Here is an 18,000-nt window from a genome sequence, read left to right as displayed (position 1 = left end):
ACGCACCCGAAGCCCCCGCCACGCACACCGGGTCACCGGCTCAGTAGACCGGCTTCTCCGGCTCGATCTGGTTGACCCAGCCGATGACGCCGCCGCCGACGTGGACCGCGTCGGAGAAGCCCGCGGACTTCAGCACCGCGAGGACTTCCGCACTGCGGACACCCGTCTTGCAGTGCAGGACGATCTTCTTGTCCTGCGGGAGGCTCTCCAGGGCGGTGCCCATGAGGAACTCGTTCTTGGGGATCAGCTTGGCGCCCGGGATGGAGACGATCTCGTACTCGTTCTGCTCGCGGACGTCGATGATCTCGATGTTCTCGCCGTCGTCGATCCACTCCTTGAGCTGCTTCGGAGTGATCGTGGAGTCGGCCGCCGCCGCCTGGGCCTCCTCGGAGACAACGCCGCAGAAGGCCTCGTAGTCGATGAGCTCGGTGACCGTCGGGTTCTCGCCGCAGACCGCGCAGTCGGGGTCCTTGCGGACCTTGACCTGGCGGTACTGCATCTCCAGGGCGTCGTAGATCATCAGTCGGCCGACCAGCGGCTCGCCGGTGCCGGTGAGGACCTTGATCGCCTCGGTGACCTGGATGGAGCCGATGGACGCGCACAGCACGCCCAGGACGCCGCCCTCGGCGCAGGAGGGGACCATGCCGGGGGGCGGGGGCTCCGGGTAGAGGCAGCGGTAGCAGGGGCCGTGCTCGGACCAGAACACCGAGGCCTGGCCGTCGAAGCGGTAGATCGAGCCCCACACGTACGGCTTGTTGAGCAGCACGCACGCGTCGTTGACCAGGTAGCGGGTCGCGAAGTTGTCGGTGCCGTCGACGATCAGGTCGTACTGGCTGAAGATATCCATCACGTTGTCGGCTTCGAGCCGCTCCTCGTGAAGGATCACGTTCACGTACGGGTTGATGCCCTTGACGCTGTCGCGCGCGGACTCGGCCTTGGAACGGCCGATGTCGGACTGGCTGTGGATGATCTGGCGCTGCAGGTTCGACTCGTCGACCTCGTCGAACTCCACGATGCCAAGGGTGCCCACGCCCGCGGCGGCCAGGTACATCAGCGCCGGCGAGCCCAGGCCGCCTGCGCCCACACAGAGCACCTTGGCGTTCTTCAGCCGCTTCTGCCCGTCCATGCCCACGTCGGGGATGATCAGGTGGCGGGAGTACCTGCGGACCTCGTCTACGGTGAGCTCAGGAGCTGGCTCGACCAGGGGTGGCAGCGACACGGGGACTCCGTTGGTCGGTCGATCACTACAGTTGTTCTCCTCGTAACACTGCCACGGCCTTCTTCATTCCGAGACACCTGTTCCGACCCGCGAGACGATGTCGTCCCAGTAGCCGGGCATGGTCTCCCAGGGGTCCACGCGACCGTCCCTGTCCGTACGGTCCGTGAAGTAGATCGTGCCCGCCCCCTGCCAGCGGGCGATCCGCAGTGCCTCGTCCAGGTGACCGCGGGGCACGCCGTGCACGAAGTGGCAGAAGCGGTCGGGCGGGTAGTCGGCGGTCCACTCGGCCGCCTGCGACCAGCGGTAGTCGGACCAGGGGCCGGAGAAGGTCACCAGCTGGTCGGCGTTCTCGGCGTAGCCGGGGTGCGGGTGGCGGCCGTGGCCGAGGACGATGTGGGCGGTGTCACTGATCGCGCGGAGCGTGGTGATCGCGCGGCGCACCTCGGGGAGCGCGGTGCGCTCGGTGGGGCAGCGGTCCAGCAGGAAGCCGTCGACGCCGTACCAGTCGAGGTGGCGGTGGGCGTCGGAAAGCAGGTCGGCGAAGGCACGGGCGCCATAGGTGAGGTCCAGGTGACCGAGGACGCGGACGCCGGCGGCGCGGAGCCGGCCCGCGGCTTCCAGGCAGTGTGGGTCGGGGCGGGTGCCGGGGCCGGCGGCGACGTCGAGGACCACCCAGTCCAGCGGGGTGCCGGGGCGGGCGAGCTCCGCCCACTGGGCCGGGGCGACGAGCGGGTGGGCGTAGCCGGGTATACCGAGGGCGGTGCGGACGCCCGTGCTGGTGGCGCCCGCCGCGGTGCTGGTCAGATGCGGCATGCCGCCTCCATCCAGATGTCGGCCAGGGATTCTTCGAGGTTGATCCGGGGCCGCCAGCCGAGCCGGTCGCGGGCGGTGCGCACATCGGCCTGCTGCCAGCTGCCGCAGCCGTCCGGGTACGGGTACGCCACCGGGACCGCGTGCTCGGCGTCGGCGCGGGGGTGCCCGATGGCGCTGCGCAGCGGCCCGGGCGGGGCGTCCAGTTCGTGGAGGGCGCCGCCGTATCCGGCCACGCGCGCGAGGACGGCGGCGGCGTCTCTGAGCCGGACGGCGCGGCCGGAGCCGATGTTGATCACGCCCTGCGCGGCGGAGAGCGAGGCGGCGTGCACGGCCCGGGCCACATCGCGGACGTCGACGAAGTCGCGCTGGACGCCGAGGCCGCCGAGCTTGAGTTCGCCGTCGTGGGACTGCATGGCGCGGCGCATGGCCTCGGCGAGCCGGCCGAGCGGGGAGCCGGCCGGGGTGCCGGGGCCGGCCGGTGAGAAGACCCGCAGCACGACGGCGTCCAGGCCGGAGCCGAGGACCAGTTCGGTCGCGGCGAGCTTGCTGACGCCGTACGGGCCGCCGGGGCGCGGCACGGCGTCCTCTGCCGTGGAGGAGCCGGCCTGGCTGGGGCCGTACTCGGAACCGCAGCCGATCTGCACGAGGCGGGCGCCGCAGCCGCTGCGGCGCAGGGCCTCGCAGACGGTGGCCACGGCGACCGTGTTGTGCCGGGTGAGGTCGCGGGCGCCCCCGCGCGTGGCGCCGGCGCAGTTGATGACGACTCCGGGGTGGACCGCGTCGAGGAAGCGGGTGAGCGCGCCCGGGCTGCCGGTGGCGAGGTCGAAGCGGACGTCGGCGTCGTCGCCGCGGCCGAGCGCGGTGAGCTGGACGGCCGGGTCGGCGAGCAGGCGGTCGGCGACGAAGCGGCCGATGAATCCGTTGGCTCCGATCAGCAGGACCCTCATCGGGCGGCTCCCGGGGTGTGCGCGCCGGTGGTACCGGCCGTCTCGACGGCTCCTTCGGCTGTGCCGGGCGCTCCGGTGGTTCCGGGGGTGCCGGACGCTCCGGGTCGGGAGGTGGTCATCTGGTGTTCTCCTTCAGGGGGGTGATGCGGTTGCCTCCGGCGGTGCGTCGGGCCGGTGGCGGAAGGTTCAGTCGGGTGCTCCCGTCGGCGCGTGGGCCGATGCCTGGGTGAGGGTGCGGCCGGCGTGCCAGAGCAGGGCGAGGGCCGCGGTGCCACAGGCGAGGGCCGGTACGGCGGTCTCACCCCAGGCGCCGACGAGGGTCTCCACGGGGGCTGCCAGGAAGGCGCAGCCGGGCAGCCGGCCGGCCAGGGGCAGCGCCAGGGCCCCCGCCTCCGTGGCCACGGCGGCGCCCAGCGCGAGGGCGGGGGCGTGCCGGTGGCGGTGCACGGTGAGCAGACGGGCGAGCAGGAGCAGGGCGCCCAGGGTGAGGGCCTGCGGGTAGGCCGCGGGCGCGTGCAGGAGGGTGCCGCAGAGCGCGAGCAGTGCGGCGAGGGCGCCCAGGAACACGGCGAGCACGCCGAGCAGCAGGGGTCTCGCGGCTGCCGTGAAGTCCTCCAGGTCCCGGCTGCGGGCGAGCCCGCGGCGGGCGCCGGCGGTGAGGAGGTGGGCGGACCAGGCCGCCGGGGCGAGGGCCAGCACGAGGGTCAGGACGGGCGCGTTGGCCGTGGGCCAGGGGCCGTCCGGGGCCATGGTGGGCGGGGTGTCGGGGCCGCCCGTCAGGACGGAGTGGAGGAGGCCGTCGCCGAGGAGGGCGTACCCGAGCAGCCAGAGCGTCCCCGCGCGCGTGCCGACCGTGGTGCCCCACGCGCGCGTGCCGGGCGGGCCGGCGAGCGGGCCGCTGCGCAGGGCCGCGCGCGTGGCGAGGGCGACGGCGAGGAGGCCGCCGAGTGCCACCGACTGGCGGGGGTGTCCCTGGGTGAGGCGCAGTCCGGTCACCGTGGCAGCTCCGAGCACTCCGGGCAGGAGGGCGAGCAGGGCCCAGCCGGCGCGGACGCGGGGCACCGGCACGGGCTCGGGTTCCGGGCGTGGCTCGGCGGTGGGCGGCACGCGCGCGTACAGCTCTTCGGCGAGCGAGAAGACGTCACGGTGCCGGAAGCGGGCGGCGGCGCGGTCGGTGAGCCCGTGCGCCTCCAGCCCTGCGGCGACCTCCAACGGGTCCACGGCCCGCTCGCACAGTTCGCGGTGCCGGTACAGCAGGGATTTCACCGGGTCGACGGACCCTCGGCGGGGCGCGGGGGCCCACCGCGGTCGGGCACCCTCCCCCAGGGCGAGCGGAGTGGCTGGGCCTTGCGCGGAGAGCTGCCCGGCGGAGGTGGCCGGTGATGCAAAGGGCTGCCCATCAGGGACGCACGACGACACCACGGCTTGTACGGAACGCTCGTCGGGTTGTGCGGAACGCTCGTCGGGCACGCCCGTCAACAACTCCCCCGACCGCGTGTCCCACGGATCGGCTCCGCTCGGCATCCCTGGCCGGTCCGCTCCGGTCGGCTCGGTCCGGACCGGTGTGTCGCCGTGACTGACTGAGTCGGCACCACCCGGCTCACCCGCCGGGCCGGAGACCGGCCCCTCCGTCGGACGAGCATCCAGCTCGCTCATCGGGCGCCCTCCGTCGCCAGCGGGGTCGCTCGGACCGGGGTGTCCGTGGCCCAGGTGGGGATGGAGCGGGGAAGGACGCGGGGTGTGGGGCCGGTCCAGTGGCCGGGGACGTGGGACTCGGCGGGGGCGGCGAACGGCAGGGGTTCACCGGAGTCGTCCAGGATCACCCGGCGGACCGGGCAATGCGAAACGATCTCCAGGTAAATGCCGTGAAATGCCGCGATGTTCTGCTCGACGGTGAACAGTTCGAGCGCCCGGGCGCGCGCGGCGGCACCGAGGCGCTCACGGCGCTCGGGGTCGCGCAGCAGCGCCACGCACGCCTCGGCGAACGCCCTGGGGTTGCGCGGGGGCACGACCAGTCCCGTGCCGCCGATGACCTCCACCACCGCGCCCACGTCCGTGGACACGGTGGCCCGGCCGCAGAACATCGCCTCGACGAGGCTGACCGGGAAGCCCTCCACGACGCTGGAGAGGACGACGACCGCTCCGGCGGCGTACGCGTCGGGCAGCGTCGGGGCGTCGGGGGCGCCGATCTCCTCGAAGGAGACGGGGTTGTCGCCCACGGCGTGCGCGCCCTCCGCCTCGTCCGGGAACAGTTGCGCGGCGAGCGCCCGGCAGTGCCCCAGGTACGCCTCGCCCTCGGCACCGGAGGGCGCGCCGACGATCCGCAGACGGGCCTCGGGCTCCTCCTTGCGTACCTCCGCGAAGGCGTGCAGCAGCGACACCAGGTCCTTGGCGGGGTCCACGCGCCCCACCCAGACCAGGGTGCGCGGGTCGGCACGGTCCGGGGACTCGCCGACCTCCGTGAATCGGTCGGCCGCCATGCCCGGGTACACCGTGCGGATCCGGGTGCGGTCGGCGCCGCACCGTTCCTGCCAGCGGCGGGCGTGGGCGTTGCCCGGGGTGAGGATCTCGGCTCCCTGGTAGACCTCGGCGGCGAGGAGGCCGTGGAAGGCGCCGAGGAGGGCGCGTACGGCGGGGGGGGCGGCGTCGGGGCCGAGGGTCAGGTAGTGCGAACGGAGGTGCACGCCGTATTCGGTGACCAGCAGCGGTACGCCGGAGAAGTGCCGGGCGAGGAGGCCGCAGAGGGCGGCCGGGCCGCCCGAGGTGGCGTGGCACAGGTCGGCCCCGCCGAGACCGTCGTCGCCGTACCAGTCGAGGGAGAGGGGGCGCAGGGCGCGTTCGAGGTGCGCGGCGACGGTGAGCAGATCGGGGACGCGCGCCTCGCGCGCCGTGCGCAGCGCGCGAGGGGCACGGCAGGCGCTTTCCAGTGTGCGCACGGCCGCGTCGGAACGCAGGGCTCCGACGAGTCCGCCCTCCTCGCGGGCGAGTTCGGCGAGCGCGTACAGGGCGCTGCCGAAACGGTCCGCCAGATCGGCGGGAGCGTCCTGCGACCGGATGTCCGACGCGTGCGCGGATCCGACCCCGGCCCGGGCGCTCCCTGTGTGCTCAGTCCCGGCCCCCGCGGACACCGCCGCCACCAGCTCCCCGTAGCACTCTGCGAAGCGCCGGCGGGCGCGTCGCCCGTACACGACCCCGTCGTCCGCGGCCGTCCACAGCGGCGCTGTACGCACCCGGCCGACCTGCGGTGGGAGCGGAACCAAGCTCTCGGCCTCCTGGTGCCGGCCGCGGCTGAGCGCGTAGACGTCGAACTCGTGCTGGTCGAGCCCGTGCACGAGCCGGTCGCACCAGAGCCTGGCGTCACCGCCCACATAGGGATAGCCACCCTCGGTAACCAGTCCTATGCGCACGTGTGCACCCCCGATCTCCCGTCTGGGGAGCCGCCGTTGTCCTGGCGGCTCGCAGCGGGACGAACGTAAGGGGACAAGGCGGTGGTGCGACGGACGGTTGTCCGCCGCACCACCAAAAGGGGTGAACGGTCGTAACTTTCGCGTGCGGGTCGCGTTCCGTCGCGCTAAGGAATCAGACAGTGATCACGCGAGCGTGGACGTGACGCCGCAGCGCTACACCGCTGCCGGTTCGCGCCGGGCGGCGCGCCGCCGGGCCGCCAGTTCCGGGTCGAGCGCGGGTACGGCGGCCAGGAGCTGCTTGGTGTACGGCTCGCGCGGGCTGTCGTACACCTCGTCGGCGGGCCCGTACTCGACGAGCCGGCCGCGCCGCATCACCGCGACCCGGTCGCTGACCTGGCGGACGACGGCGAGGTCGTGCGCGATGAACACCAGCGCGAGACCGAGCTCCCGCTGGAGTTCGCCGAGCAGGGCGACCACCTGCGCCTGCGTGGTGACGTCCAGCGCGGAGACGGGCTCGTCACAGACGATGGCGCGCGGCTCCGCGGCGAGCGCCCGCGCGATGCCGATCCGCTGGCGCTGTCCGCCGCTGAACTCGTGCGGGTACCGGTCGTAGTGCGCCCCTTCGAGCCCCACGCGCTCCAGCAGTCCGGTCACGCGCCTCCGGATGCGTGCCTCGTCCCCTTCGCCGCGCGCGCGGAGCGGGTCGGCGATGGACTCGCCCACGCTGCGGCGCGGGTTGAGGGAGGAGACGGGGTCCTGGAAGACCATCTGGACGGACGGGTTCACTCCGGTGTGCGGGCGACCTTCGTAGCGGATCTCCCCGGCGGTCGGCTCCAGCAGCCCGACGAGCATGCGGCCGAGCGTGGTCTTGCCGCTGCCGCTCTCGCCGACCACGCCGAGGGTCTCCCCGCGCCGGACGGTCACCGAGACGTCGTCCACGGCAGCGAACGCCCGCTTGCCGCGCCCGAACTCGCGCCGTACGCCAGTGGCCTCCAGCACGACCTCGTCGCCGGCCGGGGAGCCGGTGCGGCGGGCGTCCACGCGCGGGACGGCGTCGAGGAGTTCCCGGGTGTAGGGCTCGGCGGGTGCGGCGAGGATCGCGCCGATCTGTCCGCGCTCGACGGCCCGGCCGTACCGCATGACGAGGACGTCGTCCACGCTCTCGGCGGCCACACCCACGTCGTGGGTCACGAGCAGCAGGCCCATGCCGGTCTCCTCGCGCAGCCCGTGCAGCAGGTCGAGGATCTGTGCCTGGACGGTGACGTCGAGGGCGGTGGTCGGCTCGTCGGCGATGAGCAGGTCTGGTTCGCAGGCGAGGGCCATGGCGATGAGGGCGCGCTGGCGCATGCCGCCGCTGAACTCGTGCGGCCGGGACCGGGACCGCCGTGCCGCGTCCGGGATCCCCACCCGCTCCAGCACCTCGACGGCACGCGCGCGTGCGGCGCGACGCGACACGCGCGTGTGGACGCGGTGGACCTCGGCGATCTGGTCGCCGATGGCGTAGTACGGGTCGAGCGAGGACAGCGGGTCCTGGAAGACCATGGCGGCCTTGGCGCCGCGCAGCCGGCGCAGTTCCTCGTCGGTGGCCGCCTGTACGTCGGTGCCGACCACCCGCACCGAGCCGCCGACCCGGGCTCCGGTGCCCCGGTGCAGGCCCAGCAGGGCGCCCGCGACCGTGGACTTGCCGGAGCCGGACTCGCCGACCAGGGCCAGGGCGGCGCCCTTCGCCAGACGGAAGGAGAGCCCGTCGACGGCGCGCAGGGCGCCGAACTCGACGGTCAGGTCCGTCACGTCCACCAGGCTGCCGTCCGCCGCGTCCACGCTCGTGTCCGCCGCTTCCACCAGGCTCATGCGAGTACCACCCGTCGGTCGGCCACCGCGTACAGGACGTCCGCGACGGCGTTGGCGAGGACCACGAAGAAGCCGGTCACCAGGACCATGCCGACGACCACCGGCAGGTCGACGACCTTCACCGCGTGCACCAGCTCCTGGCCGATGCCGGGGAGGCCGAAGAGGGTCTCGGTGAGGACGGCGCCGCCGACCGCGGAGCCCACGTTGTTGGCGTTCAGCGCGATCACGGGCGCGAGGGCGCCGCGCAGGGCGTGCCGGCCGACGACGGAGCGCTCCGCGACGCCGTACGCGCGGAAGGTGCGGATGTGGTCCTCGGCGAGGGTCTCCAGCATGGCCGCGCGGGTGAGGCGGGCGAAGGCCGCCGCCTCGATCAGGGCGAGCGAGAACCAGGGCAGCAGGAGGTTCCACGCCCATTGCTCGGGGTCGTCCGAGAAGTTCACGTACTGCGGGAAGGGCAGCAGTTGCAGTTCCCCGCAGACGACGATCATCAGCACGAGGCCGATGACGAAGACGGGCGTGGCCGTGCCCGCGAGGGTGACGGCGGTCAGCACGCGCTCGGAGACCCGGCCGCGCCGCCAGGCGGACAGCACACCGGTGCCGATGCCGAGGAGGAGCCACAGCACCATGGCGCCGAGGACCAGCGACACACTGACCGGCAGCTTCGTCAGGATGATGTCCAGGACCTGCTGGTCGGTCTGGTACGACTGCCCCAGGCAGGGCGCGGCGCAGTGCTCGACGGAGGTGCCCGTGGAGAAGTCCTGGCCGACGAACAGTCCCTGGAGGAAGTGCCAGTAGCGCAGGTAGAGGGGGTCGCCCAGCTTGAGCTGCTCGGCGACCTGGTGCACCTGTTCCGGAGAGCAGCGCGGGCCGCAGGTGATCTGGGCGACGTTGCCGGGGGTGACGTAGAAGACGACGTAGACGATCACCGAGATGGCGAGCAGGGTGACGACCGCGCCGACGGCACGGCGCAGCAGGAATCCACCGAAGCCGCTCATGCGGAGGCCTCCTTCTCGTTCGCGCTCCCGGCCGCCCCGCGGGCCGCGCCGTCGGCCGCGTTCTCGGGCGTCTTCCCGGTCGCGTTCTCGGTCCCGGTGGTGTCCTTGCGGCCGGTGCCGACGCGCAGGCGGGAGGCGGCGCGCGGGTCGAGGGCGGTGCGCACGCCGTCGCCGAGGACGGTGAGGGCGAGAACGGTGACGAACAGGGCGCCGGCCGGCAGCAGCAGGTACTGGGGCGCCGCCTGGTACCAGACGTCCGCGGCGGTCAGCATCTGGCCCCAGGACGGGGTGGGCGGCTTGACGCCGACGCCGAGGAAGGACAGCGCCGCCTCGACGGAGATGTTCGCGGGCACCAGCAGCGCGGCGTACGTGATGACGGGCGCGGCGAGGCCGGGCAGGAGTTCGCGGCGCGCGATCCGCCAGGTGCCCCAGCCGCTCAGCCGGGCGGCGGAGACGTAGTCGAGGCCCTTCAGGGAGAGGGTCTGGGCCCGCACGATCTTCGCGATGCTGCCCCAGGCGATCAGGCCGATCACCAGGGTGACCAGGACCGGCCGGGGGAAGCTGGCGGGCACGATGGCCAGCAGTGCCAACGACATGATCATCAAGGGCATCGAGACGATGATGTCCGTGGCCCGGCTCAACAGTTGATCAACCCATCGGTTGCCGAGCGCGGCGGCCACGCCGACCGTGACCCCGATGGCGATCTGGACCACCGTCGCCGCCAGCGCCACGCCCAGCGACACCCGGGCTCCGTAGACGAGCCGGGCGAACATGTCCCGTCCGGTCTGCGGTTCGACGCCCAGCCAGTGGTCGGCGCTGACGCCACCGAAGGAGCCGATGGGCACGCCCCCGCGCGCGGAGTCGATCAGGGTCGGGTGGTAGGTGGTGGGGTCCTGGCCCTCCAGCGCGGTGAGCAGCGGCGCGGCGAGCGCGACCAGGACGAGCAGCGCGACGACTGCCGCGGCGACCAGGGCGGCGCGCTGCGCCCGCAGCCGCCGCCAGAACTGACGTGCCCCCGAGACCGCCGGGACGGGGGTGCCCGTCCCGGCGGTCTCGACGACGGCAAGTGCCTCGCTCACGGCGCTACTTCACCGAGACCTGGGAGATGTCCAGGACGCCGGTCCAGTCACTGATGACGATGTTCTTGACGTCCTTGCCGTACAGGCGCTTGTAGACCGGGTGGAACAGCGGCACGACCAGGGCCTCGTCGCCGATCTTCTTGTCCAGCGCACCCCAGCGCTGGGCGGCGGCGTCAAGGTCGGTCAACTTGTTGATCGCGTCAATCTCGTCATTGACCGACTTGTCGTTGAGCTGGCCCGTGTTGAAGTTCGCTCCATCCTTGACGATCTGCCGGCCGTCGAAGATGGGGGCGAGGAAGGGACCGCCGGAGGGCCAGTCGGCACCCCAGTGGGCGAGGAAGAGACCGGGCTCGGTCTTCACGCTGTGGATCTTGTCCCGGTAGTCGTTGTCCTCCAGCCCCTGGAGCTTGACCGCGATGCCCGCCTTCTTGAGCGCGTCCTGGACGGCGGTGGCGATCTCCGGGCTGGTCTCGAAGTCCTTGCTGTTGGAGTGGGTGAGCGTGATGGTGAGGCCGCCCGAGTAGCCGGCCTGCTTCAGCAGTTCCTTGGCCTTCGCCGGGTTGCCGGACTTGCCCGCCGGGAACGGGTCGTACGGCGTGTAGCCGAAGGACTTCTGGTTCGGCAGGAAGGTGGTGGCGGGCTCGGCGAGGGCGCTGCCGCCGGCCGCGTTGACCACGGAGGACCGGTCGATGGCGTAGGCCACCGCCTGGCGCACCTTGGGGTTGTCGAACGGCTTCACCTTCGGGTTGAAGGCGAGGTAGTCCGTGTAGCCGAAGTGGCCGGTGCCCACGCGCGCGGCCAGCTGCTTGTCGCCGGTCACCTTGGCGAGTTCGGCCGGGCCGAGGTTGGTGTCCGTGGTGACGGCGGCGGCGTCCGCACCCTGGGACGCGGACAGCCGCTGGTTGATCACCGAGGAGTCCAGGCCGGAGCGCACGTCGATCCGGTCCGGGTACGCCTTGCGCTCCTCGTCGGTCGCCGCCGACCACTGCGTGTTGCGCTCCAGGACGAGGTGCTCGCCGTCGTTCTCGTTCTTGACGACCTTGTACGGGCCGGACGAGACCGGGTGCGACTCGTACTTGGTGCCCGTGTCCTTGCTCCGGGGGACCGGGGTGAACTGCGTCTGGGTGGCGAGGTACGGGAACTCGCCCTCGGGCTTGTTCAGGTGGAAGACGATCGTCCGGGAGTCCGGCGTCTCGATCGCGGACAGGCCCTTCTTGTCCTTGTACGGCCCCTGGTAGTCGGCAGCGCCGACCAGCCAGTCCCGCAGGTAGGGGGCGCCGCCGGAGAGTTCGGGGGCGAAGGAGCGCTCGATGCCGTACTTGATGTCGGCCGACGTGATCGGCGAGCCGTCCTCGTACTTCAGGCCCTTCTTCAGGGTGTACGTCCACACGGTCGCGTCCTTGTTGGGGCGCCCGGTGTCGGTGGCGAGGTCGGGGACGACCTTGGTGCCGGCCGCGCCGTTCTCGCGGTTGCGCGTGGTGAGGGTGCGGAAGACCAGCGAGGGAACGTTTCCACCCCCCGAGGTGTACAGGCGCGCGGGGTCGAAGTCGGACTGCGGCTGCGAGTTCAGGACCGTGAGCGTGCCGCCCTTGTGGGGCGTGGAGTCGCCACCGGAGCCCTTGGCATCGTTGTCCTCCGGGCCGCAGGCGGCGGCGCCCGCTGCCACGACCAGGCTGACGGATGCCGCTGCCACGCGGCGCGCTATGACGGACGGTTGACGCATCGGAATGACGACCTCTCGGGGTGACGTGGCGGGGCTGGTCGAGGGTTTCTCGACTGATGAGACATGTGGACGAGGAGTGAGACACCTGCGGACAGACGTCGGCCCCGGCGTCGGGTCGTCGAAAAAATCCGTGACGCGGTCACGGACAGAAGGGAGAAAAGGGTCGCGACGCGAACGCCGGGGAGGCGGCGTCAGCGACAGTGGATGTCGGCCACGCAGAGCGCGGTCACGCCGATGAGCGCCAGCTCGATGGCGGCGCTGCTCCGGACGGCATGACTAGACCACATGGGCAGAAATATGGACGACCATGCGGCTGATGTCAATGTGACGCAAGCGGCGCCTGTCAACTAGCGGGGTAGGGCCAGGGGTTGGGCCGACAGTGGATCCCGTCGTGGTCCAGGAACTTGGTCTGCTGCTGCATGACGGGCGCGAGCTCGCCGTCCTTCTGGCAGCTGACGTGTCCGTGACCGAGCCGGTGACCGACCTCATGGTTGATCAACATTTGCCGGTACGCATGGATCCGGTCACCGTACGTCTTGCTTCCTTGAGCCCACCGGTACGCATTGATCATGACGCGTTCGGTCGCGGCCGAGTCGCAGGAAACGTTGTCCTCCGTGGTGTCCAGGCCGGACTTGGCGCACCACGTCGCCGTGGTGCCGGGGCTGGCCAGCGTGATCACGAAGTCAGGCTTGCCGGAGGACACCCGTTCGAAGGTACGGGCGCCGCCGTGGGCCCAGCTGCGCTTGTCGTTCAGGGTCTGCTGCACGGCCTCGGCGAACAGCGCGCCGTCCAGGCCGAGCCCCTGCTCGACGTCGACGCGGTACCGGTACTTCTGCCCGGCGCCGGGGGCCTTGTCGACCCCGGGCACGGCGTCGAACTTCCCCGAGCCTTTCAACGTGGCGGCGAGCGGATACTTCTTGCCCATCTTCTGGTCGTACGTGAGCGTCACCGCGCTCGGTGCGACGGAGGGCGTCGGCGCGCCCGAGACGTCACCCGGGAGACGCGCCTGGCCGGTCTGGTCGGCGGCCGACCCCGACCGCGCGCCGGCGCCGTCGCGCCCCTTGGTCACCTGTCCGGCGACGACCACCGCGAGCACGGTGGTGACGGCAGCCGCCGCGATGCCGGTGAACGCCCACCTCTTGGTCCCGCCGCGCTGCCCGGGGACACCTGCGTCCGGCGCGGAGGCCCCGGCGTTCCCGGTGTCCCGTGGGCCGTCCCCGGAGCCGTCGAAGGCTTCCAGGTACTCCTGCCGGGGCCCTTGGCGGCGCCGCGTCCCACCCGGGCCCGGAGCACCCGGCTCGGCCTGCCGCTGCCGGGGCAACACGACACCGGGCCCGCCGGTGCCGGCCCGACGCCCGGCGAACTCCCCCCAGCCTCCGCCCGCTTCATGCTGCTCGGGATGCCCACCCCGCGCACCCTGCGCCGACGCGCCACCGGGAAACCCCGGCACACCGTGGGCCGGGGTGCCGTCCGCGAACCTCGGCCCACCCTGCGCCGGGGTCCCGTCCGCGAACCTCGGCACACCGCGCGCCGGAGTGCCGTCGGACGGACGAGGCGCACCCTCGGGGCCGCCTCCCGGCAGCCGGGCCGCGCCGCTCCTGTCGCCCCGGTCACCCTCCGGGCGCGCACCGCGTCCGTCCTCGGCGCGCGCGCCGCGCCGCTCCCCCCGCCGTGCGGCTATGTCCGCGGCATCGCCCTTCGGGGCCGGTCCGCGGCGGCTATGGCGTCCCACCCCGGACCTCAGCTCCTCGCGCCCGGGGCGGCCACGTGGGCGCCCTCGCCGGAGCCGGCCGTCTGCGCCAGCAGTTCCCGGAACGCGCCCGCCACCACGTCGGGGTACTCCATCATCGCCACGTGCCCGGCGTCCGGCAGGGACAGCAGCCGGGAGTCACGGAAGGCGCGGGCGGCCTTGCGGGCCATGCGGAAGCCGACGAGCTGGTCCCGGCCGCCGTAGATCAGCAGCGTGGGGGCCAGCACCCGCTCGGCCTGGCGCCACAGCCCGTGCTGCCCGCCGAGCGTGTAGGCGTTGACGATCCCGCGCGCGGAGCGGGTCATCGCGTCCCAGAAGTACGGCAGCCGCTGCCGCCGCTCCAGTTCCTCCACGGCGTACCGGAACGCCTCCGGCGAGACCCGCCCCGGGTCGCCGTAGCAGAGCGCCATGACGCCGCGTACGCGCTGCTCGGCCGTCCACTCCCTGGTGAACCGGGTGAAGAGCGTGGCGATGCCCGGTACGCCGAGCAGGGCGGTCGGCACCGCGCTGCGCTGCACCCGCAGCTCGGGCAGGGCGGGTGAGACGAGCGTGAGCGTGCGGACCAGGTCGGGGCGTACGGCGGCGACGCGCGTGGCGACCGCGCCGCCGAGCGAGTTGCCGAAGAGGTGGACCGGGCCGCGGCCGGCCGCGTCGAGGTGGCGGATCACCGCGCGCGCGTGCCCGGTGACGGAGTAGTCGCCGTCGTCCGGGGGCGGGGAGTCACCGAAGCCCGGGAGGTCGAGCGCCTCGCTGCCGACGACGCCGTCCAGCTCGGCCATGAGCGCCGACCAGTTCTGCGAGGAGCCGCCGAGCCCGTGGACGTACAGCGCGGGCGGCAGGTCCTCGCGCGCGGGGGGCCGGGAACGGACCGTCAGGGTGACGCCGGGCAGGCCCACGGACCGCAGCCGCTCGCCCTCGCCGGCCTGGACGGGCGCCACCCTGGGGAGCACACTGGCGGCCGGCACGGAGGGCGACTCGGTCGAAGACATGCGGCAATGTTACGAGGTGATCACGCCAGGGTTGGTGTGTTCGCCGTCACAGACTGAACCGCGCGGATCCGGAGAACCGGGCACCGAACGGGCCTGACGGCATGGCGTCCGGATCTGCCGTCTCCTAGGCTCGTACAGAGGGCACCCGCGTGTGGCCCCTGCCGCTTCCAGGGACGTTCGTAGGAAGGGAGCCCACCATGGCCTATGACCCCACCGAGCCCGACGCGATCGAGGACATCGAGGACCTGGAGGCCGACGCGGCAGCGGAGAGGGACGTCGAGGCGCCCGAGGTGGACGCCGCCGAGCAGCACGCGGACATCGCGCCGGACCGCGACGACCCCCTGACGAGTGTGGACCCGTACCGGGGCAACGAGGCCGATCTCCTGGAACAGGCGCGCGTGGTCTCGCTCGACGAGGACGACTACCGCTAGCCGCGCCGCGGACGGCCGCCACCGCGCCGACGGAGGGCGATCCTTCGTGCCGACGCGGGGCGCTCACGCCTGACCTCGCAGGACCGCACGGACCCCGCCCGGCCCTGGTCGGCGGGCCGTACGGCTTTCGCCACCCGTCCGGTACGTGAAATTCTGCGCTCGCACCGCGCACACCACGGTTACCGAAAAGTACGATGGCCGCGCGGCCGACACCGCATGTGGACGACTTTGGGAGGCGGCGTGACAGCCATCGAGCAAACTGAGGCGGCGCGCCCACGGGGCACCCGGCTGCCGCGCCGAGCCCGGCGGAACCAGTTGCTGGGCGCCGCTCAGGAGGTGTTCGTCGCGCAGGGCTACCACGCGGCGGCGATGGACGACATCGCCGAGCGGGCCGGCGTGAGCAAGCCGGTGCTCTACCAGCACTTCCCCGGCAAGCTCGACCTCTACCTCGCCCTGCTGGACCAGCACTGCGAGTCGCTGATCCAGGCGGTGCGCGGCGCGCTGGCGTCGACGACCGACAACAAGCAGCGCGTCCGGGCGACGATGGACGCCTACTTCGCCTACGTGGAGGACGACGGCGGTGCCTTCCGCCTGGTCTTCGAGTCGGACCTGACGAACGAGCCCGCGGTGCGCGAGCGCGTGGACAAGGTCACCACCGAGTGCGCCGAGGCGATCTGCGACGTCATCGCCGAGGACACCGGCCTCTCGCGCGCGGAGTCGATGCTGCTCGCCTCCGGGCTCGGCGGGCTCGCCCAGGTGGTCGCCCGCTCCTGGCTGCACAGCGACCGCAGCGTGCCGCGCGACCAGGCGGTGCAGCTGCTGACCTCGCTGGCCTGGCGCGGCATCGCCGGTTTCCCGCTGCACGGCAGCGAGCACCACTGACGGCCGTTTGTTCCCGCGCGGTGTTCGCTCCTGGCGTTCGGGCCCGGAGCGTGTACGCCCCCTCACCGGGCTAATGTGTGCAGCGTAGGGCGCGGAAGATCGCGCACATCACTGACCGTCGGAGGGACATAGCCGTGGAGGTCAAGATCGGCGTGCAGCACGCGCCCCGCGAGATCGTTCTGGAGAGCGGTCAGAGCGTCGAGGAGGTCGAGCGCGTGGTGGCCGAGGCGCTGGCCGGCAAGACGGGGCTGCTCAGCCTCCAGGACGAGAAGGGCCGCAAGGTCCTCGTGCCGACGGACCGTCTGGCGTACGTGGACATCGGCGAGCCGACCGTGCGCAAGGTCGGTTTCGGCACGCTGTAGGCCGCAGTCGTGAGAAGGGCCCGGCGGCCGTGTGCCGCCGGGCCCTTCCGCGTGACGTGCGCACGGATGGAGCACAGGTCCTTCACAGGGCAGGATTGCAATCCGCAGGTCACGGGTATGACGGGCTACGACCGTCGAGCCAGACCGGCCGTGGGAGGGACCCCCGACATGATCCTCGAAGCACTCGGCTCCGCCGTGCTCGGTCTGATCCTCGCGTGGGCGGCGGCCCAGCGCCTCGCCCACCGGCTGCCGGCCCGCCCGCTGGTGTACTGCACGGGCATCGCCGGAGCCCTCTTCGGCGACTTCGTCACCCACACCGCCCTGGGCCCCGGCACGGCCCTGCTCAGCCTCCTGGGCGCCGCGGTCATCTCGGTCGCGTCCCTGTCCCTGCTCCTCCGCCCCGCGGGCCGCCTCCGCCGCCGATCAGCGACGGCGTAGGGGCCGCGCCCCCAAGGGGCGCGGGGAGCTGCGCGGTCAACCACGACGCACCCGCAGCCGCGCAACACCCCGCAACCGCCCCCGACGAAGCGCTACGCCGCCAGGCCCAGCGCGGCCATCCGCTTCGTGTGCGCCTCGGTGATCCGCGAGAACATCCTGCCGACCTCGGCGAGGTCGAACCCGTCGGCCACCCCGCCCACGAGCATCGTGGACAGCGCGTCCCGGTCGGCGACCACCCGCTGGGACTGCGACAGCGCCTCCCCCATCAGCCGCCGCGCCCACAGCGCCAGCCGGCCGCCCACGCGCGGGTCGGCGTCGATGGCGGCCCGCACCTTCTCCACCGCGAACCCGGCGTGCCCGGTGTCGTCGAGGACTGCGAGCACCAGCTCCCGCGTGTCGGAGTCGAGCCGGGCCGCGACCTCACGGTAGAAGTCGCTCGCGATCGAGTCGCCGACGTACGCCTTGACCAGGCCCTCCAGCCAGTCCGAGGGTGCGGTCTGCCGGTGGAAGCCGTCGAGCGCGGCGACGAACGGGTCCATCGCGGCCGTGGGCTCCTCGCCGATCTCCGTCAGCCGGTCCCGCAGCCGTTCGAAGTGGTGGAACTCGGCCGAGGCCATCTTCGCCAGCTCCGCCTTGTCCGCGAGGGTCGGCGCCAGCTTGGCGTCCTCCGCGAGCCGCTCGAACGCCGCCAGCTCCCCGTACGCGAGAGCGCCGAGCAGATCCACGACCGCCGCGCGGTACTGCGGGTCGGCGGACGCCTGCGCCCAGTCCTGGGCGGCGACACCGGTGGGTTCGGCGGGTTCGGTGGACGCGTTCTCAGGCTTGTCAGAGCTAGTCATGAGGCGCACAATAGTCCGCTCCACGCCCCGCTCAAGCCCTGGTCAACGAGTGTGACCACGACTACGTGACCGAATCGGCCGTCGCATGTGCGCGATTCCGGGGTATGGTGGTAATGCGCCTGCCAGAGTGCGTCGACGATGCTCGACGTGTCACGACAGGCCGCACGCATGAGGATGCCCGGTCGGTGGCCCGATCGGCTCCGACCCGACAGCCCTCCAAGGCCGTACGGCAGTGATCGTACGACGACAGGAGGGAACCCTCAGCGGTACGAGCG

The 18,000-nt window shown here is 72.6% G+C and carries 18 protein-coding genes; 4 read left to right on the top strand and 14 right to left on the bottom strand.

The features are described 5' to 3' along the window. Positions 1–40: 40 nt before the first annotated feature. The 13 genes from moeZ to IE273_RS29200 all read right to left on the bottom strand — a co-directional run bounded on the left by moeZ (position 41) and on the right by IE273_RS29200 (position 14,773). On the bottom strand, positions 41–1,219 hold the full coding sequence (moeZ, locus tag IE273_RS29250; protein ID WP_014674845.1) for an adenylyltransferase/sulfurtransferase MoeZ: 1,179 nt from the start codon (positions 1,217–1,219) through the stop codon (positions 41–43). Between the two features lie 63 nt (positions 1,220–1,282). Beyond that, positions 1,283–2,032: a spherulation-specific family 4 protein gene (locus IE273_RS29245; RefSeq protein ID WP_189818167.1), complete on the bottom strand. Its 750-nt coding sequence runs from the start codon at positions 2,030–2,032 to the stop codon at positions 1,283–1,285. Continuing rightward, positions 2,020–2,979 carry an NAD-dependent epimerase/dehydratase family protein gene (locus IE273_RS29240; RefSeq protein WP_189818166.1) on the bottom strand — a complete coding sequence of 320 codons (960 nt, stop codon included), beginning with the start codon at positions 2,977–2,979 and terminating at the stop codon, positions 2,020–2,022. The genes IE273_RS29245 and IE273_RS29240 overlap by 13 nt, the downstream gene beginning before the upstream one ends. Then, positions 2,976–3,098, bottom strand: coding sequence for a hypothetical protein (locus IE273_RS44755; protein ID WP_268252815.1), 123 nt, complete (start codon positions 3,096–3,098; stop codon positions 2,976–2,978). Before IE273_RS44755 ends, IE273_RS29240 begins: the two co-directional genes overlap by 4 nt. Positions 3,099–3,165: 67 nt before the next feature. Next, positions 3,166–4,503, bottom strand: coding sequence for a hypothetical protein (locus tag IE273_RS29235; protein WP_229887659.1), 1,338 nt, complete (start codon positions 4,501–4,503; stop codon positions 3,166–3,168). Between the two features lie 128 nt (positions 4,504–4,631). Continuing rightward, entirely contained in the window at positions 4,632–6,386 is a 1,755-nt protein-coding gene (locus IE273_RS29230) for a DUF3492 domain-containing protein (protein WP_189818164.1), read from the bottom strand. A gap of 213 nt (positions 6,387–6,599) precedes the next feature. Beyond that, positions 6,600–8,237 (bottom strand): dipeptide ABC transporter ATP-binding protein, encoded by a 1,638-nt coding sequence (locus IE273_RS29225; RefSeq protein ID WP_189818163.1) that lies wholly within the window; start codon positions 8,235–8,237, stop codon positions 6,600–6,602. After that, positions 8,234–9,232: an ABC transporter permease gene (locus IE273_RS29220; protein WP_189818162.1), complete on the bottom strand. Its 999-nt coding sequence runs from the start codon at positions 9,230–9,232 to the stop codon at positions 8,234–8,236. The genes IE273_RS29225 and IE273_RS29220 overlap by 4 nt, the downstream gene beginning before the upstream one ends. After that, the gene (locus IE273_RS29215) at positions 9,229–10,311 is read right to left on the bottom strand and encodes an ABC transporter permease (protein WP_189818161.1); all 1,083 of its coding nucleotides are present in this window, start codon (positions 10,309–10,311) and stop codon (positions 9,229–9,231) included. Before IE273_RS29215 ends, IE273_RS29220 begins: the two co-directional genes overlap by 4 nt. Positions 10,312–10,315: 4 nt before the next feature. Beyond that, positions 10,316–12,034 carry an ABC transporter substrate-binding protein gene (locus IE273_RS29210; RefSeq protein ID WP_189818160.1) on the bottom strand — a complete coding sequence of 573 codons (1,719 nt, stop codon included), beginning with the start codon at positions 12,032–12,034 and terminating at the stop codon, positions 10,316–10,318. Positions 12,035–12,225: 191 nt separating this feature from the next. Next, on the bottom strand, positions 12,226–12,321 hold the full coding sequence (locus tag IE273_RS45270; RefSeq protein ID WP_359834347.1) for an Ms4533A family Cys-rich leader peptide: 96 nt from the start codon (positions 12,319–12,321) through the stop codon (positions 12,226–12,228). Between the two features lie 56 nt (positions 12,322–12,377). Further along, a complete protein-coding gene (locus IE273_RS29205) occupies positions 12,378–13,766 on the bottom strand; it encodes a DUF3152 domain-containing protein (protein ID WP_189818159.1) in 1,389 nt (462 codons plus the stop codon). Between the two features lie 8 nt (positions 13,767–13,774). Continuing rightward, entirely contained in the window at positions 13,775–14,773 is a 999-nt protein-coding gene (locus IE273_RS29200; RefSeq protein WP_189818158.1) for an alpha/beta fold hydrolase, read from the bottom strand. A 197-nt stretch (positions 14,774–14,970) separates the two neighbouring features. On the opposite strand from IE273_RS29200, the gene IE273_RS29195 reads away from it, so the two are divergent. From IE273_RS29195 to IE273_RS29180, 4 genes are all read left to right on the top strand, one after another. Beyond that, positions 14,971–15,204, top strand: a complete 234-nt coding sequence (locus tag IE273_RS29195) for an Rv3202a family protein (protein ID WP_189818157.1) — start codon at positions 14,971–14,973, stop codon at positions 15,202–15,204. Between the two features lie 240 nt (positions 15,205–15,444). Then, entirely contained in the window at positions 15,445–16,086 is a 642-nt protein-coding gene (locus IE273_RS29190; protein ID WP_189818156.1) for a TetR/AcrR family transcriptional regulator, read from the top strand. 134 nt (positions 16,087–16,220) lie between these two features. Then, the gene (locus tag IE273_RS29185) at positions 16,221–16,448 is read left to right on the top strand and encodes a DUF3107 domain-containing protein (RefSeq protein ID WP_014674832.1); all 228 of its coding nucleotides are present in this window, start codon (positions 16,221–16,223) and stop codon (positions 16,446–16,448) included. Positions 16,449–16,616: 168 nt separating this feature from the next. Beyond that, positions 16,617–16,886 carry a hypothetical protein gene (locus IE273_RS29180; RefSeq protein WP_014674831.1) on the top strand — a complete coding sequence of 90 codons (270 nt, stop codon included), beginning with the start codon at positions 16,617–16,619 and terminating at the stop codon, positions 16,884–16,886. Positions 16,887–16,978: 92 nt separating this feature from the next. On the opposite strand, the gene IE273_RS29175 is transcribed toward IE273_RS29180, so the two are convergent. Further along, positions 16,979–17,725: a ferritin-like fold-containing protein gene (locus tag IE273_RS29175; RefSeq protein ID WP_373309407.1), complete on the bottom strand. Its 747-nt coding sequence runs from the start codon at positions 17,723–17,725 to the stop codon at positions 16,979–16,981. Positions 17,726–18,000 lie beyond the last annotated feature (275 nt).

Source organism: Streptomyces olivaceoviridis, assembly GCF_014650115.1.
Taxonomy (GTDB): domain Bacteria; phylum Actinomycetota; class Actinomycetes; order Streptomycetales; family Streptomycetaceae; genus Streptomyces; species Streptomyces olivaceoviridis.
Note: the sequence above shows the minus strand (reverse complement) of the source record. Positions and strands in the feature narration are given on the sequence as shown.